General features: G+C 40.7%; 19 protein-coding genes, 1 tRNA gene and 1 pseudogene. 8 read left to right on the top strand and 13 right to left on the bottom strand.

Features of this window, described 5'->3' with window-relative positions; all coding sequences use genetic code 11:
• Window positions 1-222: 222 nt before the first annotated feature.
• Window positions 223-360 (bottom strand): annotated as a pseudogene (locus tag ORI98_RS02120) (IS4 family transposase); the annotation flags it as partial.
• 336 nt (window positions 361-696) lie between these two features.
• On the opposite strand from ORI98_RS02120, the gene ygjK reads away from it, so the two are divergent.
• On the top strand, window positions 697-3,168 hold the full coding sequence (gene ygjK, locus ORI98_RS02115; protein WP_306134052.1) for an alpha-glucosidase: 2,472 nt from the start codon (window positions 697-699) through the stop codon (window positions 3,166-3,168).
• A gap of 367 nt (window positions 3,169-3,535) precedes the next feature.
• On the opposite strand, the gene ORI98_RS02110 is transcribed toward ygjK, so the two are convergent.
• From ORI98_RS02110 to rpsU, 5 genes are all read right to left on the bottom strand, one after another.
• Window positions 3,536-3,612: transfer RNA gene (locus tag ORI98_RS02110), tRNA-Ile, on the bottom strand.
• Window positions 3,613-3,836: 224 nt separating this feature from the next.
• Window positions 3,837-5,678, bottom strand: coding sequence for an RNA polymerase sigma factor RpoD (gene rpoD / locus ORI98_RS02105; RefSeq protein WP_306134051.1), 1,842 nt, complete (start codon window positions 5,676-5,678; stop codon window positions 3,837-3,839).
• A 147-nt stretch (window positions 5,679-5,825) separates the two neighbouring features.
• Window positions 5,826-7,553, bottom strand: a complete 1,728-nt coding sequence (dnaG, locus tag ORI98_RS02100) for a DNA primase (RefSeq protein WP_306134050.1) — start codon at window positions 7,551-7,553, stop codon at window positions 5,826-5,828.
• A 90-nt stretch (window positions 7,554-7,643) separates the two neighbouring features.
• Entirely contained in the window at window positions 7,644-8,087 is a 444-nt protein-coding gene (locus ORI98_RS02095) for a GatB/YqeY domain-containing protein (RefSeq protein ID WP_188841385.1), read from the bottom strand.
• A gap of 7 nt (window positions 8,088-8,094) precedes the next feature.
• Window positions 8,095-8,310 (bottom strand): 30S ribosomal protein S21, encoded by a 216-nt coding sequence (gene rpsU, locus ORI98_RS02090; protein ID WP_006080725.1) that lies wholly within the window; start codon window positions 8,308-8,310, stop codon window positions 8,095-8,097.
• A gap of 302 nt (window positions 8,311-8,612) precedes the next feature.
• On the opposite strand from rpsU, the gene tsaD reads away from it, so the two are divergent.
• Window positions 8,613-9,626, top strand: coding sequence for a tRNA (adenosine(37)-N6)-threonylcarbamoyltransferase complex transferase subunit TsaD (tsaD, locus tag ORI98_RS02085; protein ID WP_261297617.1), 1,014 nt, complete (start codon window positions 8,613-8,615; stop codon window positions 9,624-9,626).
• Window positions 9,627-9,692: 66 nt separating this feature from the next.
• Here tsaD and plsY read toward each other — a convergent pair whose 3' ends face one another.
• Entirely contained in the window at window positions 9,693-10,304 is a 612-nt protein-coding gene (gene plsY / locus ORI98_RS02080) for a glycerol-3-phosphate 1-O-acyltransferase PlsY (RefSeq protein WP_306134042.1), read from the bottom strand.
• 243 nt (window positions 10,305-10,547) lie between these two features.
• Between plsY and folB the strand changes: the two genes are divergently transcribed.
• The 4 genes from folB to ORI98_RS02060 all read left to right on the top strand — a co-directional run bounded on the left by folB (window position 10,548) and on the right by ORI98_RS02060 (window position 13,233).
• Window positions 10,548-10,901: a dihydroneopterin aldolase gene (gene folB, locus ORI98_RS02075; protein ID WP_306134041.1), complete on the top strand. Its 354-nt coding sequence runs from the start codon at window positions 10,548-10,550 to the stop codon at window positions 10,899-10,901.
• Between the two features lie 49 nt (window positions 10,902-10,950).
• Window positions 10,951-11,463 carry a 2-amino-4-hydroxy-6-hydroxymethyldihydropteridine diphosphokinase gene (folK, locus tag ORI98_RS02070; protein WP_306134040.1) on the top strand — a complete coding sequence of 171 codons (513 nt, stop codon included), beginning with the start codon at window positions 10,951-10,953 and terminating at the stop codon, window positions 11,461-11,463.
• 44 nt (window positions 11,464-11,507) lie between these two features.
• Window positions 11,508-12,308: an undecaprenyl-diphosphate phosphatase gene (locus tag ORI98_RS02065; RefSeq protein WP_261297512.1), complete on the top strand. Its 801-nt coding sequence runs from the start codon at window positions 11,508-11,510 to the stop codon at window positions 12,306-12,308.
• An 85-nt stretch (window positions 12,309-12,393) separates the two neighbouring features.
• Window positions 12,394-13,233 carry a putative RNA methyltransferase gene (locus ORI98_RS02060; protein ID WP_261297513.1) on the top strand — a complete coding sequence of 280 codons (840 nt, stop codon included), beginning with the start codon at window positions 12,394-12,396 and terminating at the stop codon, window positions 13,231-13,233.
• Between the two features lie 271 nt (window positions 13,234-13,504).
• Here the strand turns inward: ORI98_RS02060 and ORI98_RS02055 are convergent, their stop codons facing one another.
• Together ORI98_RS02055 and ORI98_RS02050 are read right to left on the bottom strand one after the other, a co-directional pair.
• On the bottom strand, window positions 13,505-13,771 hold the full coding sequence (locus ORI98_RS02055; RefSeq protein ID WP_124017059.1) for an Lpp/OprI family alanine-zipper lipoprotein: 267 nt from the start codon (window positions 13,769-13,771) through the stop codon (window positions 13,505-13,507).
• Between the two features lie 263 nt (window positions 13,772-14,034).
• A complete protein-coding gene (locus tag ORI98_RS02050; protein WP_261297514.1) occupies window positions 14,035-15,267 on the bottom strand; it encodes a multifunctional CCA addition/repair protein in 1,233 nt (410 codons plus the stop codon).
• A 128-nt stretch (window positions 15,268-15,395) separates the two neighbouring features.
• Here ORI98_RS02050 and ORI98_RS02045 point away from each other — a divergent pair, with 128 nt between their 5' ends.
• Both ORI98_RS02045 and ORI98_RS02040 read left to right on the top strand, forming a co-directional pair.
• Window positions 15,396-17,039, top strand: coding sequence for an ExeA family protein (locus tag ORI98_RS02045; protein ID WP_306134039.1), 1,644 nt, complete (start codon window positions 15,396-15,398; stop codon window positions 17,037-17,039).
• Window positions 17,039-18,082: a general secretion pathway protein GspB gene (locus ORI98_RS02040; RefSeq protein ID WP_261297516.1), complete on the top strand. Its 1,044-nt coding sequence runs from the start codon at window positions 17,039-17,041 to the stop codon at window positions 18,080-18,082. The genes ORI98_RS02045 and ORI98_RS02040 overlap by 1 nt, the downstream gene beginning before the upstream one ends.
• Window positions 18,083-18,158: 76 nt before the next feature.
• Here ORI98_RS02040 and nhaD read toward each other — a convergent pair whose 3' ends face one another.
• The 4 genes from nhaD to ORI98_RS02020 form a co-directional block, all read right to left on the bottom strand.
• Window positions 18,159-19,406: a sodium:proton antiporter NhaD gene (nhaD, locus tag ORI98_RS02035; protein ID WP_261297517.1), complete on the bottom strand. Its 1,248-nt coding sequence runs from the start codon at window positions 19,404-19,406 to the stop codon at window positions 18,159-18,161.
• Between the two features lie 510 nt (window positions 19,407-19,916).
• A complete protein-coding gene (gene hemL, locus ORI98_RS02030; RefSeq protein WP_306134038.1) occupies window positions 19,917-21,203 on the bottom strand; it encodes a glutamate-1-semialdehyde 2,1-aminomutase in 1,287 nt (428 codons plus the stop codon).
• A gap of 27 nt (window positions 21,204-21,230) precedes the next feature.
• Complete coding sequence (locus tag ORI98_RS02025; RefSeq protein ID WP_261297519.1) at window positions 21,231-22,250, bottom strand: aspartate carbamoyltransferase; 1,020 nt, start codon at window positions 22,248-22,250, stop codon at window positions 21,231-21,233.
• 121 nt (window positions 22,251-22,371) lie between these two features.
• On the bottom strand, window positions 22,372-23,445 hold the full coding sequence (locus tag ORI98_RS02020) for a glucosaminidase domain-containing protein (protein WP_306134037.1): 1,074 nt from the start codon (window positions 23,443-23,445) through the stop codon (window positions 22,372-22,374).
• Window positions 23,446-23,452: the final 7 nt, after the last annotated feature.

Raw genomic sequence — 23,452 nt, 5'->3', positions numbered from 1 at the left:
CACTTTCTTCAACAGACTCATGAACTAATTCAAGCTCTTGCTCAAACATAAAAAATCCCCACCAGAATACTGGTAGGAATTATCATTCATCTTCAAGATCGGTCAAGTGCCCTTAAACGATCGGCATTGATTTATAAAATGGGCTTTTTTGTTTTAAATTGGTGGCCCCTCCCAGACTTGAACTGTTACGTGGGGTATTTAATTCAATAGAGATCGCTATTATCGGCCAAGTTCAGTTAATGTAAGAGTTTTACTGTTGAGTAAGGCTTGGCATGCCAGCGTCAGACTGTTAAGTCGTTTTAGATGAAGTTCAGGGCAGAATTGATAAAGAGAATGGTGTAAAATATTAAATTCGCGCATCTTTTTGTTTGGTTTGTTGTGTTTTGGCCAATTCATTAGATCATATGGAAAGATGCGCTTCAATATAAATCAGTTTACCCTGAAATTATTAGGGGATTCCTCAGCACTAAATTCGCAATAACTAAAATTAGTACGCTGGAGATTCAGCAAATTACTTTTCTTTTTAAAATTAAAATAAGCTACGGAAAACCATTGAATTAAAAACTGCAGTATCAATAGTAAAAGTCACCCTTAATTATAATATAAATAGTACTGTATTAATTATAGCATAATACTTCTTAATTTGGCATGCTTTAGAAATATTGCTATAAGGCAACGATTTGATAGGTAATTTGGATGATGAAAAGTTTAATTTTTTTGAGAATAGGTCTTTGCTTATGGATATCTCTCTCATTTTCTGCTCTAGCAAAATCCAATTCACCTATTGAGATAACTATTGAACATCCCATTGCACGTAATGTTATTGACCGTACTGGTATTCCATACCAACATAAAGAGTATGACAGTTATCAAAACCAAAAATTTAATCCTTTGTTCGATTTAGGCGCTTGGCATGGTTTTTTGTTACCTGATGATAAAAGTGGTTACGGCGCTTTTTCAGGGCCCATGATAATAGCTCAAGAGTACAGTTTGTTCATCGCAGATAAATTAGAGCTTCTAGGTATTATCGATAGCAAAAATAATACAAAGTTGGATTTTTCAAAAGCAACAGTAGCAATATATTCACAACCCGGCGCACTCATTCAGCAATATTCATTTTCTCAATTTGACGTAATGCTAGAACTTCACTTTATAAGTAATAGAACTGCTTTGATCAGTACAAGCATCAAAAATAAAACCAGCAGTCAAAAATCATTGCAACTTAGCTGGAATGGCGCGCTACTTTCCAAATGGGATGATAGACGCTCAGTTGAAAGTGCTTTACCAAATTGGTCGAGAACTATAGTGGCTAATGAAAATAGTCTTATTATTAATTTTGGTAAAACAAGAGAAATATGGGATGTATTAACGAGTGATAGCTCTCAATACAATATTACACGGAGCATAGCAAGTACAACGCAGGTGAATCCAATTAAGAAGAGTTATACCAGTACCGCAAATGTGAAGATTGAGGCACATACTAGTCTTGAACTATTTACCACACAAAGTTATTTTCATAATGAACATGAGGCTAACAAAGAGCAGGCTGCTATTAATGATGCGCTTGCTGAGCCTGAAAAATATATATTAGCGTCAAGAGCAAGATGGCAAACGTATTTAGATAAAGGTATAAATATTGGAGAAAAAACAGATAAACAAAAGCGAGTGGCTATAAAATCTATAGAAACATTAATAGGTAATTGGCGTAGTGCAGCCGGTAATTTATTACATGACAGTGTAACACCATCGGTAACAGCACGATGGTTTAACGGCACTTGGGCATGGGATAGCTGGAAACATGCTTATGCAATGGCTAGCTTTACTCCTAGCTTAGCTAAAAACAATGTTCGAGCAATGTTTGATTATCAAGTTAAAGATAACGATACAATTAGACCTAAAGATCACGGAATGATGATTGATGCTATTTTTTATAACAAAGATAATCCTCGCGGGGGAGATGGTGGCAATTGGAATGAGCGTAATAGTAAACCACCATTAGCAAGTTGGGCTGTATGGCAAATTTTTCTAGCAAGCAAAGACGTTAACTTTATTAAAGAAATGTTCCCGAAACTTCAGCAATATCATCAATGGTGGTACAGAAACAGAGATCATAATCAAAACGGTTTAGTAGAGTATGGCGCGACTAAACATCGATTCCATAATGATGAAAAGAGTAACATCAGTTTTAAAGTACAATACTTAACCTCATCAAAACTTAAATCTGTCGATTTAAAACAATGTAAAGCAGCAAACGAGCACTGGTATCATTGTTCTGGGATGGCTTTGTATCATCAAATCATTAGTAATGGCCAGTATGACGATATTGATATTGGCGCTCAACATGGTGCCGCTTGGGAATCAGGTATGGATAATGCTGCAAGATTTGGATTTATCACTCCGTCGCAATTAAGTATTTATGCAACCCAGCACTATCAGGGAAATATTGAACAGGCCCATAAAGACTGGCAAGTACTATTTTATGAAAATAGAGACGCTTCTGGAGCACTACTTGGTTTTTCTATTAATCAGGAATCTGTTGAGTTAAATACCTATTTAGCACATGAAAAAACACTGCTAGCGAATATGGCTGAATTACTCCAACAAACAAAACTGGCACAGCATTATAGAGAAGCAGCAAAAGTATTAGCAGCAAGAATTAACCAATGCTTTTACGATGATGATAGTGGGTTTTATTATGATAGAGAAATATTAAACCCTGAGGAAAGTTCTACAAAAACGTGTACAGGAAAATTGCTAACTAAACGAGGTAAAGGCCCCGAAGGTTGGAGCCCATTATGGGCAAATATTGCTGATAAGGATAAAGCATCTCGAGTTAAAGACATCATGCTTAATGAAAAAGAATTTAATACTAAAGTACCTTTAGGTACTGCTGCATTGTCAAATCCTGCTTATGATGCTGACATTTATTGGCGCGGTCGCGTCTGGCTTGATCAAGTCTATTTTGGTTTGATCGCTTTAGAGAATTATGGTTATTTTACTGAAGCAAAAAGCTTGTCTAAAAAACTATTAAAAAATGCTGAAGGCTTAAGCGAAGATGGAGCGATAAGAGAGAATTACAATCCGGAAACTGGTGCTGTACAAGGCGCAACCAACTTCAGTTGGAGTGCCGCACATCTATTGATGATTTATCACGAGTTTTCACATTAGATATCGCAGAAGTGTCTGTGCATAAGGTTGCTCTTAGGAATGCTGCCATTACGATATTGTGTATCTATGCATATCAACTGAGGTTGGCAATTGGTCACAATACAGGGGCATGCTTCATATGAACGAGCTAACAATAAATGAGCCATGAGCTAAGAAGTTTAATCAATCTTCATTCGAAGTTCTGTTAATTTGGTGCAAAAGCTAGTTATTTGCATTTCGTGCAGATGAGTGAGTAGGGGATGAACTAAAAGTGGGTAGGGGATTCGAACTGGATTTATTGAGCAATAATCTGCTACATATTTGCTACACAGAACTCCAGATATGAAAAAGGCGTAGTAGGTATTAACCTGCTACGCCTTATCAGAATTGGTGGCCCCTCCCAGACTTGAACTGGGGACCTGACGATTATGAGTCGTATGCTCTAACCAACTGAGCTAAGGGGCCGACTTAAGATAGTCGTCACTATCGAAAGCGGGGGGAATTATACGAAGTTTATCTCTGCTTGTCACCCGTGATTTTCATTGATTTTTAGTATCTTGATTCAATTGGTTATCTGTTAATCAAAAAGCGTGCTATGGGACAGAAAAAAAGCATAAAAAAACCTGCCGAAGCAGGTTTTTGATGAATCAAGATTAAAAATATATTGATTCAATGAGTATGACTAGTGATTACTCATCTAAGAATGATTTTAAAATCTCAGAGCGAGAAGGGTGGCGTAACTTACGTAACGCTTTTGCTTCAATTTGACGAATACGTTCACGGGTTACGTCAAACTGCTTGCCCACTTCTTCTAGCGTGTGGTCTGTATTCATGTCGATACCAAAACGCATACGCAATACTTTTGCCTCACGGGCGGTTAAGCCTGCTAGCACTTCATGCGTTGCATTTTTTAGACTTTCGCTAGTCGCTGAGTCTAAAGGTAGCTCGAGGGTAGTATCCTCGATAAAATCACCTAAATGCGAATCTTCGTCGTCACCAATAGGGGTTTCCATTGAGATTGGCTCTTTAGCGATTTTCAGTACTTTGCGGATTTTATCTTCAGGCATCATCATACGTTCTGCCAATTCTTCAGGAGATGGTTCACGGCCCATTTCTTGAAGCATTTGACGAGAAATACGGTTTAGCTTGTTGATCGTTTCTATCATGTGTACTGGAATACGGATTGTGCGTGCTTGGTCAGCAATCGAGCGTGTAATCGCCTGACGGATCCACCAAGTTGCATAAGTTGAGAACTTATAACCACGACGGTATTCAAATTTATCAACCGCTTTCATCAGACCGATGTTACCTTCCTGAATTAAGTCCAGGAATTGTAAACCACGGTTGGTGTATTTTTTAGCAATCGAGATAACCAGACGTAAGTTAGCTTCAACCATTTCTTTCTTAGCACGGCGCGCTTTCGCTTCACCGATTGACATACGACGGTTAATGTCTTTGATGCCAGCGATGGTTAAATCGGTTTCTTTTTCAACTGCATCAAGCTTGTTTACACAACGAATAACGTCATCTTCAACCATACGTAAACCTTCTGCGTATGGTTTAGTGCTGTTCATTTCAGTGGTAAACCACTCAAGGCTAGTTTCTTTACCTGTGAATGCTTTAACGAAGTTTTTCTTCGGCATTTTTGCTTGTTCAACAACAAGCTTAAGGATAAGACGCTCTTGAACACGCACGCGATCCATCATGGTACGCATGCTTTTTACTAAACGGTCGAATTGCTTAGGGACTAAGCGGAATTCTTTGAATAGCTCACCGATAACAAATAACGAGCCGATTGCTTCAGGATGGTCGCGACCTTTCTCTGCAATGATCGCTAAGCTTTTCTCGTAAGCTTCACGTAATTGAGTGAATTTCTCTTTAGCTTCTTCAGGATCTGGACCTTTTGGACCTTCTTCCTCTTCTTCGCCATCGTCATCATCATCGTCATCATCGTCTTCATCATCTAATTCATCATCAGATAGTTCAGAACCTATGTGTGTTGCCGTTGGGGCAACGTCTTCTTCGTCAGGGTTTACAAATCCAGAGATAATATCAGACAAGCGTATTTCGTCAGCTTCATACTGGTCGAATTGCTCTAAGATCATTGCAATGGCTTGTGGGTATTCACTCACTGAGCATTGAACGGTATTGATACCTTCTTCAATACGCTTTGCAATAACAATTTCGCCTTCGCGGGTTAAAAGCTCGACCGTACCCATTTCACGCATGTACATACGTACAGGGTCAGTTGTACGACCTAATTCACTTTCAACGGTAGCAAGTGCGGCAGCAGCTTCTTCTGCTGCATCTTCGTCTGTGTTGTCTTCCGACATCATCATGTCATCGGCATCCGGTGCTTCTTCAAACACTCGAATACCCATGTCATTTATCATCTGGATAATATCTTCAATCTGATCAGAATCGACCATGTCTGCAGGTAAGTGGTCGTTCACTTCTGCATAGGTTAAATAACCTTGCTCTTTACCTTTAGCGAGCAACAGTTTAAGTTGCGACTGCGGAGTGTGATCCATAGATATCATCCAAGTTTGGGGAACTGAAATAACGATAGGACACTGAGCCTAGCTTAGTGTCGCGCAAATCGTCAATTATAGCTGTGTGGACTCATCTTAGCTAGTCCATGGCGTTGTTTTAACCGCGAAAGTTTTGTCATTTTCGGGTTACTTCGCAACACCTTTCATTATTGAAATCAGCTTAGTAAGCTGCATTTTCTCAGCTTTTGTCAAAGTCTGTTTAAGACTAAGTTCCTGATAGCGTTGTTCTATATATTGGTTAGTCAACCATATCAGGGTTTGTTTAAACTCGGTCAACACATTTTCATCCGCCACTTGATGGTCCCATTGGGCTAACTTTATTAGAGTGCTCTTCTGTTCGTGCTCTCTATGTATCTCAAGTAGTTGTGCGCTATTAAATTGTTGAGTTCGAGTTATTTCAAGCAAATGATTCAGCAAGTCAATGCCAGCCATTTGAATTTTGTTTAATGCTGGTTGCGGGGCAAGTCCAAAGCCTAAGCTTGGTTTTTGCACTAACAATGCAATCGCTAATCTTAACGGTGTGCCTCGCCCTTGTAATCCTTTGGCATTAAGCGGCTGCGGCTTTTTGACCGCAAAACCTAATTTTTTCTTTAAATCATCACTGCTGTTCATGCCCAATTTGTGGGACAAACTTTCTAACAACAGGTTTTGTAATACGCTGTCTTGTACTTTTTCGATTAAAGTTATGGCCTGTTTTGCAAGGGCACCTTTATCGGTTCCATGGTTATTACTTAAGGTCTCAAACAGAAATTCAGGTAACTGCATTGCCTGTTGTATAAGCTCCTCAAAAGCAGCTTTGCCTATTTTTCTGACCATGGTGTCAGGATCTTCACCCTGGGGTAAAAACATGAATCTTACCATGTCCCCGGGTTTTAAAAGCGGCAAGGCCGTTTCAAGTGCTCGCCATGCAGCTTCACGTCCAGCTCTATCACCGTCATAACAACAGATGACTTCTTTGGCACTACGAACTAACAATTGAAATTGTTCAGCTGTCGTTGATGTGCCCAATGAGGCAACGGCATAATCAACACCAAATTGTGCTAGTGCGACGACATCCATATAGCCTTCAACAATCAACACATGTTGTGGATCGCGATGAAGCTGTTTTAATTCGTATAAGCCGTAAAGCTCGTTGCCTTTATGAAATATGGGCGTTTCTGGGGAATTCAAGTATTTAGGGGTGCCTTCACCTAAAACTCTTCCGCCAAAGCCGATAACTCTGCCGCGTCTGTCGCGGATTGGAAACATCAATCGGTCACGAAAACGGTCATAACGCTTACCGCTGTCGTTTTCTATCAACATGCCGGCGGTAAGTAATTTGTCTTGTGCTGATTGGTTTTGACGGTAGCGGCCTAATAATCCGTCCCAGCCGTCAGGCGCAAAACCTATGCCGAAATGTTTAATAACATCATCTGATAAGCCTCTGAAATCAAGGTAATCTAGTACTTTTTGCTTATCTTGATGCTGTCTTAACTGGCTTTGATAGAATAAATTGGCTTCTTCCATCAATTGATATAAATCACGACTTAATCCGTGATCCTGGCGTTTTGCGTTGCCATTTTCTTGTGGTACATCTAAACCAAGTTGACTGGCGAGTTCTTCGATCGCATCGACAAATTCTAATCGATCGTATTCCATAACAAAGTCAATAGCATTGCCATGTGCACCACAGCCGAAGCAATGATAAAACTGTTTATCTCTGCTGACAGTAAAAGAGGGCGATTTCTCGCTATGAAAAGGGCAGCATGCCGAATGATTTTTGCCAGCTTTTTTCAATGGCACTTTTCGATCGATAAGATCGACAATGTCAGTACGAGCAATTAGCTCATTGATAAAATCACGAGGGATCGCCATTGATTGCTATAAATTCTCGAAGTCACTTTATCAACTAATTAAAACAAACAAGCCGTGCAGGTGCACGGCTCATTCAACATTAACGCCTGATTATTTCAATTTTGCGCGGATTAAAGCACCTATGGCACTCATGTCTGCACGGCCTTGAACTTCAGATTTTAATGCTCCCATAACTTTGCCCATATCCGCCATGGATGCAGCACCGACTTTAACAATAGTTGCATCGATAATCGCTGCGACTTCTGCTTCAGTTAATGGTGTTGGCAAGAAGGTTTCAATGACTTGAATTTCTTCTGCTTCAGCTGCTGCAAGCTCTGGGCGATTCGCTGCTTCATATTGAGCAATTGAATCACGACGTTGCTTGACCATCTTGGTTAAGATAGCTATTACCTGTTCGTCATTCAAAGTCTCGCGGGTATCCACTTCAACTTGTTTAACGGCGGCAAGTGCCATACGAATAGTGCCTAAGCGTACCTTTTCTTTGGCACGCATAGCGTCTTTCATTTGGTCTTTTAGCTTATCGACTAGGCTCATAATGAGATTAGTATAAACGTACGCGACGTGCGTTTTCGCGAGAAAGCTTCTTAGCTAGACGTTTAACTGCAGCTGCTTTTGCGCGCTTACGTGCAGTAGTTGGCTTCTCGTAGAATTCACGAGCACGTACATCAGCTAAGATACCAGCTTTTTCACAAGAGCGCTTGAAACGACGAAGAGCTACGTCGAATGGTTCGTTTTCACGTACTTTAATAATTGGCATACGCCATCACCCCTTAGGTGTAGTTGAGTTGGTTATGTTAAGTGTTTTAAGTTTGAAACTTAAACCCTTAAATAGCCAAAAGGCTAATTAAAATGGTGCGGAATTTTACACCGAGCTAAGGGTATTTGTAAACCCTTTGTTCAGATTGTCTGCTTAAGGCCAGTTAAAAAACAATAAATAGCTGATTTTAAACTTATATAAGCGATCAAAAACGATCGTTACATTTGTCTGTTGATTTTATCTGGAGAAAACTTGCACCAAAGGCTAGAATTAGCCGCTTAATTTTACAGGAACAAGACATTATGCGCATTATTGGTATTGAAACATCATGTGATGAAACTGGCATCGCCGTTTATGATGATCAGCAAGGCCTGCTTTCACATGTATTATATAGCCAAGTAAAGTTGCACGCTGACTATGGTGGCGTGGTGCCAGAGTTGGCCTCCCGTGATCATGTACGTAAAATTATTCCGTTAATTAAACAAGCACTGACTAAAGCAAACTCTTCTATTGATGATATTGATGGCGTGGCATTTACCAAGGGTCCTGGCTTAATTGGTGCATTATTAGTGGGTGCCTGTGTTGGCCGTTCATTGGCGTATGCCTGGGGGAAACCTGCGGTAGGCGTGCATCACATGGAAGGACACTTATTAGCCCCGATGCTTGAAGATGATGCGCCTGAGTTTCCGTTTGTTGCCTTGTTGGTATCTGGTGGTCACTCAATGTTGGTGCAAGTGGATGGAATTGGTCAATACCTTGTATTGGGCGAGTCTGTTGACGATGCCGCGGGTGAGGCTTTTGATAAAACCGCGAAATTGATGGGATTAGATTATCCAGGCGGTCCGCGCTTAGCTAAATTGGCTGCGCAAGGTTTAGAAGTGGGGTACAAATTTCCGCGTCCAATGACGGATAGACCGGGCCTTGATTTTAGCTTTTCAGGTTTAAAAACCTTTGCAGCTAACACTATTGCCGCGGAGCCGGATGATCAGCAAACCCGTGCCAATATCGCTAGGGCATTTGAAGAGGCTGTGGTTGATACACTCGCCATCAAGTGTAAACGTGCCCTAAAGCAAACTGGGTATAAGCGTTTGGTTATTGCCGGTGGCGTTAGCGCGAATACGCGTTTGCGTGAGTCTTTGGCTAAAATGATGCAAGACATGGGGGGAAAAGTGTATTACCCACGTGGTGAGTTTTGTACTGATAATGGCGCCATGATTGCGTATGCGGGAATGCAGCGACTGAAAGCAGGACAAGTAGAAGACTTAGCCGTTAAAGGTGTTCCTCGTTGGCCTTTAGATTCATTACCTGCGGTTTAAAACGTTAGCGCCTGATATGCAAGATTAGATAAGATGAGTCATTAAAGCTTAACGTGTTAAATACCGTTAAGCTTTTTTATTACTTCTTTTTCGGCTCACTTTTGTTTCTTCGCCAATCCGCAGCCTTTCAATATTATCTTTATGCCTAATTAAAATCAGTGTCGATAACATGGCTACTGGCAGCACGAAGCGCTCATCCAGCCACCATGTGTACATGGGGGCAAGTACTGCTGTTGCCATGGCTGAAACGGAGGAGTAGCGGGTAATAAAGACTAATACAACCCAAGTTGCCACTAAACAAAGTGCTAAATCATGACCAATAGGGGCCATAGCACCGAAAGCGGTTGCAACGCCTTTACCGCCTTTAAATTGAAAAAATACTGGATAAATGTGACCTAAACAGGCTGCAACAGCAATAAAACCAAGGGATGCAGCATCTAAACCTAGTAAATAACTGAGGTAAGACGGTATAGCACCTTTTAGCATGTCAAAAAACAACACCAGCAATGCAGAACTGGCACCACCAATCCTTAATACATTTGTTGCACCAGGGTTGCCAGAACCGTTTTCTCTTGGATCTGGTAAACCTCTCATTTTGCAAACTAATATCGCACTTGAGATCGAACCTGCCAAATATGCAACAATTATCATCAAAACGGTTACGACTATGGTGTTCAAATTGGTTTCCTTACTCGTCTTAGGGTATTATCGCGCATGTTTTTTTAATGCGCTGTTGCAAATCATTCTGCAAGAATCAAAAACAAGTTCCGTGGCATGAATTAAATTCGTTACCTTTGTTTTGGTATTGGCTTATCCTACTGCTTTACGCTTGCAGGCAAAAGGCCAGACGGTGAGAATATCACTGTTTATCTGCAATTAATTTTGAACAGTCTAACAATATAGGTTTTTCTGGAGGTTCACATGGATAAAGTGCTTATCAGGCAGTTGAAAATTGAAACTGTGATTGGAATTTATGAGTGGGAAAAGAAAATCCATCAAACCTTGTTAATTGATTTAGACATGGCTTGGGATAATCGATTAGCCGCTGCTAGTGATGATTATGCCCATGCATTATGCTACGAAACCGTCTCGAACCGTTTAACGGCCTTGATTACCGAAAAACCATTGGAATTGATTGAAACTGTCGCTGAAATGGTTGCCCAGTGTTTGCTGAATGAATTCAATGTGCCATGGGTGAAGGTGGTGGTAATGAAACCTGGCGCCGTGCCTCATGCCGCATCAGTTGGGGTTGAAATTGAACGTGGCAATGTTTAAAACGACTTTTGATACGCTATCTTATTAATAACCCGGGTTAACACATTTAATGGCAAAAATTTATATCAGTTTAGGCACTAATATTGAACCTGAACTACACCTCCAAGCTGGATTGTTGGATTTGCAGCAACATTTTGGACATTTGTCTTTGTCTCGGGTATTTGAGAGTGAATCGGTTGGCTTTAAAGGCACTAACTTTTTGAATATGGTTGCCTGTGCAGATACCGACATGTCGATTGAAGACGTTGTAGCAACGTTTAAGATGATCGAACAAGCCAATGGCCGAATTAGAGGCGAGAAAAAATTTAGCCCCCGTAGTTTAGACATTGATTTATTACTTTATAATGACGAAATAACCCGCCAGCCTGTTGAACTTCCTCGTGGTGAAATTCTATTTAATGCTTTTGTACTTTGGCCATTGGCAGAGTTAGCCCCTGATGTATTGCATCCCGTTGTTGGATTGTCATATCAAACACTTTGGCAGCAATACGATAAGCAACAGCAACAGTTATGGCCAGTGCCTTTTACTTTCTCTCCCCAGTTACGTTGTACCAGTGTTTGATGATTCAAATCTGCATGCATCACGTTATTTAAACAAGGACAAATATGGAATCGCTACAAGTTATATTTTTGGCTCTTATTCAAGGTTTAACCGAGTTTTTACCTATTTCAAGTTCAGGACATTTAATTTTACCTGCACAACTATTAGGGTGGGAAGATCAGGGCTTATCATTTGATGTGGCGGTAAATACGGGGTCATTGTTTGCGGTGATTATCTATTTTCGCACAGAGATTGTGACCTTAACTCAGGCTTGGATTAAAAGTTTTGCTACTGGTACTCAAACCCAGGAAAGTAAATTGTCATGGTGGATTTTATTGGCCACCATTCCTGCAGTTATCGTTGGTTTTATGGCCAAAGATTTTATTGAAACCCATTTACGTAATACGTTAGTTATCGCAATTACAACTATCTTTTTTGGATTGTTGTTGTGGGTTGCAGACCGAATGTCAAAAGCACAGCTAAATGAGTTTCAGATGGGGTGGAAAAAAGCTCTATTAATTGGTGTAGCACAAGCTATGGCATTAATTCCTGGTACTTCTCGTTCAGGTGCGACAATGACCGCTGCATTAATGTTGGGACTCACCCGAGAGGCCGCAGCGCGTTTTTCGTTTTTAATGTCTATTCCAGTAAGTTGTGGCGCTGCGTTATTAGTGACTAAAGACTTGATAGAAAGCCCGTTACCGATTGACTATCAAGCATTAGGTTTAGGTTTGGTGGTATCATTTGTGGCTGCTTATATCTGTATTCATTACTTCTTGAAGTTTATTAGTCAAATAGGCATGACCCCATTTGTCATTTACCGACTAATATTAGGTAGCATCTTGCTCGGTTTATTGTATTTATAATATTCCGAGTCAGTATCAAATGAATTAAACGGGTATTTTTACCCGTTTTTTATTTTTAGTTTTTTTTCTTATTAAAAGTTTATTTATGATGATTTCTCCATTAATTTGCCCGACCTGTGCCCAGCCATTGCATCAACACGATGCTTCAAAAGGTTTATACTGCGATGCAAAGCATCATTTTGACCGTTTAGCACAAGGCTATTACCCTTTGGTGAAAGTAAAAGCAAAAACACCGCAATCATCGGTAAGTCGACAACAAATGCGCGCACGACAGTTTTTACTGCAAAGCGGTGTTTTTCAGCCTCTGGTTGATACGTTAAAGCAATTAATGCTGTCGCTGACAACTGATAAAAAACAGGTTAACTGGTTAGATTATCAATGTGGTGATGGCTATTATTTAGCACAAATTCATGCTTTTTTGGTCTCACAGCAACAAGCTGATAATGTGTCTACTTGGGGGGTATCAGATGCCGAAAATGCCTTATTTGCGGCATCAAAATTACAGTCACCCGCATGTTTGATTTTTAGTGCACTGAAGGCGTTACCTTTTGCCGATAACAGCATTGATATTGTGACTTTGTTCGATGCGCCAATAAAAGGTCAGGAATGTATTCGAATATTAAAAGATGATGGTCGGATAGTATTAGTGCAGCCAAGTCATCAGCATTTGTGGCAAATCAAACAACAGGTTTACCCCGATTTGGTGGAGAAACCATTTCAAATCAATATTCCTAAGCGTTTAAGTATTGACACCCAAGAGTGCGTGTCATTTGATATCAATGTCAGTGGCGATCAGGCGTTAGGATTGCTAGACAGTTCTTTGTTTGCGTGGCGCGCTAATGATGAGCTTCGTCATCAAATTAAAGCTAAGTCAATTGATGGATTGAAATGTGAGTTTGATGTATTGGTACTAAAGCAGATTTAGAGTGTGCTTAAAGGCAGGATCTGAGCGGGTTATTGATTGCTTATGCTGTTGCAACGAATATCAAATTTAACGATAAAATAGGATGGTATTGGGGTAATACAACAACAAGGGCTGGATAAGGAAACTTATACAGTTTTTTTTGAGCATTAAAAATATCTAACAAACACAAATAATTAAGGCTTGAAGTTGATTCAAACTGCATAGCAGCTAATCCACATTCAAGCCCTAATAATCAACCTATGAAAATAAGCTAATTCTTTATAGCTATGTCTTACTTCTTGTAAGAAGAAGCCATGTTGTCTAAACGGTCGTTAGCACGTTTAGCTTCAGCTTGTGCGTCCATAGAAGCAGCTTTAGCGCCTTTAACATCAGCAGATAATTTGCTTTGCTCAGACTTTAAAGAACCAACTTCTGCAGATAGTTGATCAACTTTGTTACCTAAGTTAGCAACGCTTTCTTCTAGAGCAGTAGTGTTAGCACAGCCACCTAGTAAAGCAGTCATAGCAACACCAGCAATCATCAGTACTTTTTTGTTCATGGGTAAATCCCTTAAATATAGGTTGTAGTTTTAGCGCAAAAGCCTATGCCTTTGCAGCGGCGTAATTATGTCACACATTTTGTTATTTGCTATAGGTAAACAACAAAATGTTTATCTAAAGTAGTTAAATAAATGAAAATTGCAAGCATTTCAATGCGTATTGGGGGGTTTCGTGCCCAATTTTAGCTAAAAGAGTGATTTATCCTAAAATAGTTGATAAAAAAGCAGCTTTCCCCCCCCCCATAGCTGTTTACGCTATAAGTTCATTTATTTTTGATTTGTTGTTTTAAAGCTTGCACGGCTTCGATTCTTTTTTGGTGCAATTGCTGTTTAATTTCTGCGCCTTGAAATCCACCCAATATAATTTGCTTAACATCGACGTCACTTGCTGCGCTGAAGCAGGATTCAAGATACGTTTGTTGCGGATATTCAGCGTATTCAAACCCGGTGCGACCACGCATATCGGCATGGCAACAAATTAACATTTGCTTCAATCGCTGTGGTTTACGCCAAAAATCTGCTTTATCGAATATTTTGATAATGGTTTCAGCTTTTAGTTCAAAAGCATTATGAATATTTTGATGTTGGTCGCTAACTAAAATCGCTAAATCACGATATTCATTTGGCACACGTAACCGTTGGCATAAACGTTTTATCAACGGTACACCTTTTTGACCGTGCCCATGATGCTTAGGTAAGGTTTCTTTGGGGCTAAGGGCTTTGCCTAAATCATGGGTTAAACTTGCAAATCTAATCGCTTTATCTGTCGATAATATACTTGCTTGTGCCAGTACTAATAAGGTGTGTATCCCAGAGTCAATTTCAGGGTGCCATTTCTCGGGTTGAGGAATGCCAAATAGCACGTCAACTTCAGGTAATATCACTTTCAATGCGCCGCAGTTACGTAGCGCTTGAAAAAACACTTCAGGGTTATTACCGCTTAATACTTTGTCTAGTTCTTGCCATACTCGTTCGGGAGTAAGATGTGCCAGTTCACCCGACTGTGCTATTTGCTGCATAAGCGATTGAGTTTCAGGGGCAATAGTAAAGCCTATATGATGAAAGCGCGCCGCAAAGCGAGCTACGCGTAATACCCTTAGCGGATCTTCAATAAACGCGTCTGATACATGTCTAAGAATTTTTTGTTCAATATCCTGTCGACCACCATAAGGGTCAACCAAGTTACCTGATTCATCTTCAGCAATTGCATTAACCGTTAAGTCTCGGCGTAATAGGTCTTGCTCTAAGCTGACATCTTTGGCGGCATAGCAGTCGAAACCCTGATATCCCATACCCGTTTTGCGCTCAGTTCTGGCAAGTGCATATTCTTGTTGTGTTTTAGGATGTAAAAACACAGGAAAATCTTTGCCTACCTGCTGATAGCCTTTTGCCTGCATTTCTTCAACATTACTGCCTACCACAACAAAATCTTTGTCTTTTATTGGAAGGCCAAGAAGTTTGTCTCGCACAGCACCACCGACTAAATAGATCTTCATTTGGGGTCACTTTTGGTCAATATAGTGAATAAATCTTACCAGAGTTCGATTTTTGCGGCTAACTTTTGACAAGCAACCTCGCAGGGATTAACTTGAGCCGTCAGTTTTAGTTAAGGATGCTAAGTCGTATGTATAAAGCTTTTTATGGATTAAACGATAATCCATTTTCTATTGCTCCTAATCCACATTACATGTTTTTAAGTGACCGTCACCGTGAAGCTCTGGTGCATTTGACTTATGGTTTAGGTGAAACCGGCGGTTTTGTGTTGCTTACTGGTGAAGTGGGAACCGGTAAGACAACCGTATCGCGTTGTTTATTACAGCAGTTACCTGAAAATACCGATACCGCATTTATTCTCAATCCTTCATTAACTGAGCAAGAGTTACTGGCTACCCTGTGTGATGAACTTGGCATTACCTATGGCGAAAACCCCAGTATTAAACAACTTACCGATTTATTGAGCCAATATTTACTCAATAGTCATAAAAATGGTCGTAATACGGTGCTTATTATTGATGAAGCACAGCATTTACGTTCTGAGGTGTTAGAGCAGTTAAGGCTATTAACTAACCTTGAAACCGATACTAAAAAGCTATTACAGGTTATTTTAATTGGTCAGCCAGAATTACAACAACTGCTAAAACGCCAAGACCTGCGCCAACTCGCACAGCGTATTACTGCTCGATATCATCTTTTACCGCTTAATGCTGATGAGTTAGCATTATATGTGCAGCATCGTTTACAGGTCGGTGGTCGGCACGAGCCCTTATTTACCGCAAAATCGACTCGCAGATTGCACCATTACAGTGGTGGAATCCCTCGATTGACAAACCTTTTATGTGAAAGAGCATTGATGGCAGGGTATGGCCAATCTAAGGTGCCGATAGATCATAAAATGGTTGATCAGGCAGCTATGGAGGTGCTGGGTGAATCCCTGCCTAACAATGATAAACGTTGGTACGGCGCAATTGCTGTTGCAACATTATTCACTTTTTCTGCGGCATTTTATGTTTTCAATCAAAGTGGTGAATCTAATTTATCTGCAGAGTTACCCAATAATCAACCCACTCCAACGCCGTCTGCTGTAACAAAAGCTGTGGCAAATCCACTGCCTGCAGAGACTTCATTGCAGGTTAATTCGAGTGCGATGAATGCCAACCAAAGGGTGATGCAAAATGCTATGGCACAAAGCCAGAATATTGATGTGGCTTTTGCTGCGTTATTTGGTTTATGGCAATTGCAACCAATTAGCGAGCTAACCCCTTGTCAGGCTGCACAACAACAAGGATTAACCTGTTACCAACAACAAGGTAATTGGAATAGCATTATGCGCCTCAATTATCCTGCGGTGGTGTATTTACAAGATGCAAAAATCAACCCATTTTATGGGGTGATTGTTGAGCGTCAGTATGAGCAAATATTATTGCAATTAGGTGAACAACAATTTTGGGTGGGTAAGGATTGGTTTGATCGCCATTTCAGTGGCACCTTTGAAATTTTATGGCAGTCGGATCAAGCCATGCCAAGAGAAATTGGCCAAAGTGCGCCTTTAGCGCAGGTACAGTGGTTAGAGAATAGTTTAGCCATGATTGAACAACGTCCTGCGCGTTTAGTTAGCCAGTTTGATGGTCAATTAGAACAGCATCTCATGTCGTTTCAGCGTTTGCATGGATTAAAAGCCGATGGCATAGCAGGCAGTCAAACTCTGGTGCAAATTAACTTATATCTGAGCCAAACTGGCCCTAGATTGAGTTTGGCGGAGCGTCAATAATGTCAATTTTATTGGATGCGGTAAGTAAACAAAAACAACAATCGGCCGGAGTATATGATCCGGTTTTGACGCCACGCCCTGCATCACCTCTGATCCAGCGTAAACGTGGTTTGGCAACCAAAGTAACTTTACTCGCGCTTGCTATGTCTGTCGCTATTACCGGTGCGTGGGGATTAAATACCTTGCTCAATACTGCTCATCAAGACGTGGCTAATCTTGATGTGCCGTCGGCAAAGTCTGTTTCGCCAGAGACCAATATTATGCCAGTGGTATCTAAGCAGGTTTTAGAAGAAGAGACACAAACTACGGCAGATTTCAGTTTAGCTGGCAAAGTGGCATTGCCTCGGCCTAAACCACTGTCATCTTCAGCAATGACTGAGCCGCAACTTCGCCTGCAACAGCCTATTAGCAACCAAAATCACCAGCAAGCTTTGTTACAACAACCAAACGCGGCCACTGTTAACTCATCTGATGCATTGACCATAGAGCAATTACAGCAATTAAGTCAGCAATACGATCAACAACTACAGAATGCGTATCAACAATCAAATGATACTCTTGATGCTGAACCGATTATTTTAGGTGCGAATGCAAATCAGCGCGGCTTGCAAGAGTTAGAAGCCTTAAAACTTCAAGTCAATATGGCTGCAAATGAAGTTGATTTTCGGTCGGTTCGCCAGGAGCGTGTCAATCAAGATAACAATCTTGCCGATGCATTTGCTGCGGCTTTAAAAGATGTCGAGTACGAGCAGTCAGCTAATCGCGATGTGACAGAGGCTAAATTAGATCCTATTCCAAAATCTAAGCCACAGGGGATCCCCAAATACGGTGATTTACCGGCCAGCCTTCAGCTGCGTATTCCCGAGTTTAATATTGTTGCGCATGTGTATTCAACAGAGCCCAGTAATCGCTGGTTAAATGTTGATGGCCAAGAGTTACAACAGGGCGATATGATCCAAGATAAATTAACCATTATTGAAATTCGTCCTCGGGATATCATTTTAGATATTGATGGTCAAGAGTTTAAAGTGCCTGCAATTTAATCATTTAATCTTGTATATGATGAACGAGTAATAAAAAAGGCGCCTAAGCGCCTTTTTTGTGTGTGGTAAATAAAGATTAACCGTGTAAGTGATTCGCTAAAAATAATGTTAATGAATAGCCTAAGCAATAACATAGCAAGAGTGCTGGCACATATTTTAAGTAACTGACGAAGGTTAACTCGGGCACTTTACTCATAGCGATGATACCCGACGCGGAACCAATGACGAGTAATGATCCGCCCACCCCCACAGAGTATGTTAAGCCTAACCATTGTGCTGTTGTTAGCACTGGATCCGCTTTTAATAACGCCGCAGTTAATGGTACGTTATCCAGTACCGCAGAACCCACACCTGTGAAAAAGTTAGAAATACTGGGGTCGTACATAGAGTAGACTTCAGTTAATAAATGCAGTGTACCTATTTCTTTTAGCATACCGACAAGTAATAAAATACCTAAGAAGAACAATAAGGTATCGTACTCAACCTGACGGATATATTCTAAAATTTGTACTTCTTCATCTTTACTTTTATTGCTACGTCCCACTAAAAACATCACCGATAAACCGGCTAAAAATGTCAGTACAGGGGGAATTGCGAATAGCACGTTAAGTAGCATAGTCAAAATGATAGTGATCAGGAAAATTACCCCAATAACGATATCGACAGTGTTGTAAGACTGCGCCATAGGCGTGGTGCTGACAGACCCTTCAGCTTTTAAAGAAAACAACACAGCTAATAACAATACGCTAATAGACGCAGGTATAAACAATACTAACAATTCAGAGATATGCACCTTGCCTGCAAGGAAAATCATCAAGGTGGTAACATCGCCGGTGATCAGTGCAACACCACCAGAGTTGACGGCAAAAATAATCAAAACCGCCATGCGTCGACGCATTTGGCTATCTAAATTAAACGTTGTCAGTAACCCTAGTGATACTAAGGTAGCCGTTACGTTGTCACAAAATGTCGATAATACTAAGGAAAACATCCCCACTTGCAGCATCAGCATTCTGACTGAAACCTGTTGTGGGAAGATTTTTTGCACCATGACCTGGATCATGCCCTTCGCGTTAAGGTAGGCCACAAAGGTCATTGTCGACATTAAAAATAGCCATAATGTGGCAATTTCTAATAAGTTCTCGTTCAATTCCTCTGAAATCAAGGCTGATTTCTCAGGCGTTTGAGCGGCAATAAATAAGGTAATCCAAGACACACAGCCTAAAAATAAGGTGGTCTTAGCTTTGTTTATGTGGGTAACTTCTTCAAAAATGATACTAAGTAGTGCGAGTACAGCAAGAGTGAGCAGAAAGGTTTCTAGCATAACGGCAATTCCAACGGCTTGTTAATGACATAGCTGCTATGTCATGAATTTAAGCTAGCTTAATTAAGTTTCAATTAAGCTTTCTTCAGGCGGTGCGGATCACATCACACTATGGCTATTTCTGCAACAGGCTTCTCATTGTTTTAGGCAAATAAATGCAACTCAGAACAATAATCGTTATCAAGCGAAATATTCAACATATGTTATTGAATAATTATCAATTTTGGCAGTGAATTTTTATCATTACCCAATTCCACTTAACTTGGAACGTTCGATGGATTTTAATAGACTCAAATTGAGGTTATTGGCTTCATTGTCAGGAAAAAAACAGATCAACATATCAATAGCGGCTTAAATGGACATAAATCTGATGCAGTCACAAAGATAAAAGCGGTTTGATATTCGGATGTTGGTAAGCGTGGTGATAAGCGTTAATGGCAGGAGTCAAACCAATAAAAAGGCCAATCTGAATCGATTGGCCTTAGCATTAGTACCTGACTAAAGCAGGTTTTATTTCATTGCTGCAAAAATACGGTCAACAGCGGCTAAAGTATAACTAATCTCTTCTTCACCATGCGCCATAGATAAGAATCCAGCTTCATATGCTGAAGGCGCTAGGTAAATGCCCTCATCTAGCATTGCATGGTAGAAATGACGGAAGTGTTCCATATTACATTTGGTCACCTGGCTGAATGAGGTCATTGGCGCTTTATCTTCTGTGAAGAAGAAACCAAACATACCGCCAACATAAGTGATGCTTAATGGAATGCCGTGCTTATCTGCAGCAGCTTTAAAGCCTTCAGCAATACGCTTGGTTTTAGCGGCAAGTGCTTCATATAAACCTGGTTCGTTTAAGGCTTCCATTTGCGCTAAACCTGCGGTCATTGCAATAGGGTTACCCGATAATGTACCTGCTTGATAAACAGGGCCTGTCGGTGCGATAAACTGCATAACATCTTTACGGCCACCAAATGCGCCTACTGGCATACCGCCGCCAATCACTTTACCTAAAGTGGTTAAGTCAGGTTTAACGCCATAATGACCCTGTGCACCGCTCATAGATACGCGGAAACCTGTCATGACTTCATCAATAATCAGTAATGCACCAAATTCATCACAAATTGCACGCAGACCTTGTAAGAAGCCTTCAACAGGAGGAATACAATTCATGTTGCCAGCAACTGGCTCAAGAATGATGCAAGAAATGTCTGTTGGATGTTGTTCAAACAATGCACGTACCGATGCTAAATCATTGTATGTTGCAGTGAGTGTGTGCTTGGCAAAGTCATCAGGAATACCCGGAGAGCTAGGTTGGCCTAAAGTTAATGCACCAGAACCTGCTTTTACCAGTAAGCAGTCTGCATGACCATGATAACAGCCTTCAAATTTCAAGATTTTGTCACGGTTAGTGAACCCACGCGCTAAACGAATAGCGCTCATGGTGGCTTCAGTGCCTGAGCTCACCATACGTACTTGTTCCATTGATGGCACCATAGAAATCACTTTTTCAGCCATTTTGACTTCAAGTTCTGTGGGGGCACCAAAAGATAAACCATTTTCAACCGCTGCTAATACCGCTTCACGGATTTTAGGATGGTTATGCCCTAAAATCATCGGTCCCCATGATCCGACATAATCGATATATTTTTTACCATCAGCATCATAGATGTAAGCACCATCAGCTTTTTCGATAAATAATGGTGAGCCACCTACGCCGTTAAATGCGCGCACAGGTGAGTTTACGCCGCCAGGAATGGTTTTTTTAGCCTGTTCAAATAGTGTTTCGGAACGGGTCATGTGTAATCCTTAATTTATTGCCGCTGATTAACGATCAGCTTTACGTGAATACCAGTTAACAGGACATTCATATTTTTCGAGTTGGTTCTCAACACCTAACGTTAATGCAAACAGTGCCATACGAATTAATAATCCGTTATCCGCTTGACGGAAAATAGCCAAACTTGGGTGGCTGTTTAGGTCGTTATCAAGCTCGTTTGCCTGTTCACGTGAATCACGTGGTAAAGGGTGCATGATCACAGTGTTCGATTTACAGTGTTGAGTATAAATATTATGATTTAATCGGAATTTACCCCGATATTTATTCGCCTCTTCCTGTGAAGGAAAACGCTCTTCTTGAATACGGGTTAAATAAAGAATATCAGCTTGATGCAGATTTCCTTCTAGTTGTTCGGTTATTTTGATCTTATGGCCAGCATTTTCAATGTCGGCGATCACATAGTCAGGCATTGCCAGTTCAGTAGGTGAAATTAATGTGAACTGGATATCTTTATACATGCATAACAAGCGTGATAGCGAATGCACAGTACGGCCATATTTCAAATCACCCACCATTGCGATGTGCATACCATTAATGCCCATACCTGCGTGGCTGAGTTCTTTTTGAATGGTAAATAAATCAAGCAAGGCTTGAGTTGGGTGCTCATTAGGACCATCGCCGCCGTTAATCACTGGCACACGACTGCCTTCAGCAAACTCTTTTACCGAGTATGCATCAGGGTGGCGCATAGCGATAACATCTGAGTAGGTCGACAGCACGCGTGCTGTGTCATACAAAGATTCCCCTTTTGACAGCGAAGACGATGCCATTCCAGTGGTTTCTCGTACATGTCCACCGAGTAGGTTAAATGCACAACCAAAACTAACACGGGTACGGGTGCTGGGTTCAAAAAATAAATTACCAAGAATCGCACCTTCTAATACCTTAGTACGCTTTTCTCGCAGCGCATAAGGGGTCATTTTGTTGGCGACATCAAAAATGGTAGTAATTGAATCCAGATTTAACTGGTTTACGGAGAGGATATGTGAACCTTCGAACTGAGTCATCAGCCTGATTTCCAATATTTGGGGGGTAAATCTTGCTTGAAATTCAGCGCGAGATTTACCCAAGTTGTGTAGGGTGGCTGAGGCGAAATTGTAGCAGACAATCTTGCACAGTTAAACTAGATTACTGTGAACCTGTTATCAAATGAATCGGATTAGCATCAGATAGATAAGCTTCATCAACTTGATCTAAACCATTATAGCGGATCATCGCGCGTAAACTGTCTATGTAAGCTTGGCCGCGTTCAGAATACTTATCTAATGTCCCCGCTAATTCCAGTCCACTTATTGGGGCATTTTTTTCCCTTAACTTGGCACGTAAATCACGTAGTTTTTGATAAGCTTGATTGGTGTTGATATTAATGAGATATCCAATGACCGACGCCAGTGGTGAGTCAAATTTTGCAATACCATAATTACCGAGTTCGGTACGTTGTTGCTTTGGTACCATGCCATTACCGCTAAAATCCCATTGGCCAAAAAAAGCATTACCTTCAATCGTAAATCGAGATGTTGCCCAACCGCTTTCTTCGGCAGCTTGTGCTAACACCAAAGAGGGCGGCACAATATCAACGCGATTAAGCAAAGTGGCTCGTTGTTCATCTGAAAGGCTTTCGATGCTTTGTCGTGTTTCTTCATCAATTACTTTGTATTTTAAGGCAAGCTTGATCACTTTTTCATCGCTGTTGGCCTTGGACTCAATATATCTGCGTTCCAGCAACATTTTTTCATTACTGAGTAAAATCAGTGGCGCCATCAAGCGGAAGAAAATCATTTTCTTCTCATCTACAGGAATATTTTTTGCATTTCGCTGCCATTTTTCGGTGACGGTACTGAAGGTCAGTCTTGGTACTTCACGATTGCCTTGCTGCCAGCTTTGGGAATTATAATTAAGTGAATCGAAGAGGTCTTTAATACTGTCTAACGAATAAATCGGCACCTTTGTAGGCTTTTGGGTTGGACGATTATCAGATATTAACGAAAAACTCCTTTGTAATTGGTCTGGTTCATTGTCAGTAAAGGCGTTTAATGGGGCTAGTTTTATGTCTGTTTTAGCATCTGTGGTATTTTTAACATCGGCTAAATTGATATCAAGGGACTCATCATTGTCTGTAGATAGGCTAAATATGCTATAAGTCAATGCTGAACATATGCCAATAACTAGCAGCGCCCAAAATGGTTTTGTGATCATTTTCATTATTTTA

This window comes from Shewanella sp. ULN5, from assembly GCF_030731885.1.
GTDB classification, from domain to species: Bacteria; Pseudomonadota; Gammaproteobacteria; order Enterobacterales; family Shewanellaceae; genus Shewanella; species Shewanella holmiensis.
This window is presented reverse-complemented; position numbering and strand designations above follow the sequence as displayed.

Bases quoted from the DNA above. Each gene is read 5' to 3' on its own strand.
- tsaD (WP_261297617.1), top strand. From the start codon at position 8,613: ATGCGCATTATTGGTATTGAAACATCATGTGATGAAACTGGCATCGCC.
- hemL (WP_306134038.1), bottom strand. From the start codon at position 21,203: ATGACCCGTTCCGAAACACTATTTGAACAGGCTAAAAAAACCATTCCT.
- dnaG (WP_306134050.1), bottom strand. From the start codon at position 7,553: ATGGCGATCCCTCGTGATTTTATCAATGAGCTAATTGCTCGTACTGAC.
- folB (WP_306134041.1), top strand. From the start codon at position 10,548: ATGGATAAAGTGCTTATCAGGCAGTTGAAAATTGAAACTGTGATTGGA.
- ORI98_RS02095 (WP_188841385.1), bottom strand. From the start codon at position 8,087: ATGAGCCTAGTCGATAAGCTAAAAGACCAAATGAAAGACGCTATGCGT.
- rpsU (WP_006080725.1), bottom strand. From the start codon at position 8,310: ATGCCAATTATTAAAGTACGTGAAAACGAACCATTCGACGTAGCTCTT.
- ORI98_RS02060 (WP_261297513.1), top strand. From the start codon at position 12,394: ATGATGATTTCTCCATTAATTTGCCCGACCTGTGCCCAGCCATTGCAT.
- ORI98_RS02040 (WP_261297516.1), top strand. From the start codon at position 17,039: ATGTCAATTTTATTGGATGCGGTAAGTAAACAAAAACAACAATCGGCC.
- ygjK (WP_306134052.1), top strand. From the start codon at position 697: ATGATGAAAAGTTTAATTTTTTTGAGAATAGGTCTTTGCTTATGGATA.
- rpoD (WP_306134051.1), bottom strand. From the start codon at position 5,678: ATGGATCACACTCCGCAGTCGCAACTTAAACTGTTGCTCGCTAAAGGT.
- folK (WP_306134040.1), top strand. From the start codon at position 10,951: ATGGCAAAAATTTATATCAGTTTAGGCACTAATATTGAACCTGAACTA.
- ORI98_RS02025 (WP_261297519.1), bottom strand. From the start codon at position 22,250: ATGACTCAGTTCGAAGGTTCACATATCCTCTCCGTAAACCAGTTAAAT.
- ORI98_RS02045 (WP_306134039.1), top strand. From the start codon at position 15,396: ATGTATAAAGCTTTTTATGGATTAAACGATAATCCATTTTCTATTGCT.
- ORI98_RS02055 (WP_124017059.1), bottom strand. From the start codon at position 13,771: ATGAACAAAAAAGTACTGATGATTGCTGGTGTTGCTATGACTGCTTTA.
- ORI98_RS02050 (WP_261297514.1), bottom strand. From the start codon at position 15,267: ATGAAGATCTATTTAGTCGGTGGTGCTGTGCGAGACAAACTTCTTGGC.
- ORI98_RS02020 (WP_306134037.1), bottom strand. From the start codon at position 23,445: ATGAAAATGATCACAAAACCATTTTGGGCGCTGCTAGTTATTGGCATA.
- ORI98_RS02065 (WP_261297512.1), top strand. From the start codon at position 11,508: ATGGAATCGCTACAAGTTATATTTTTGGCTCTTATTCAAGGTTTAACC.
- nhaD (WP_261297517.1), bottom strand. From the start codon at position 19,406: ATGCTAGAAACCTTTCTGCTCACTCTTGCTGTACTCGCACTACTTAGT.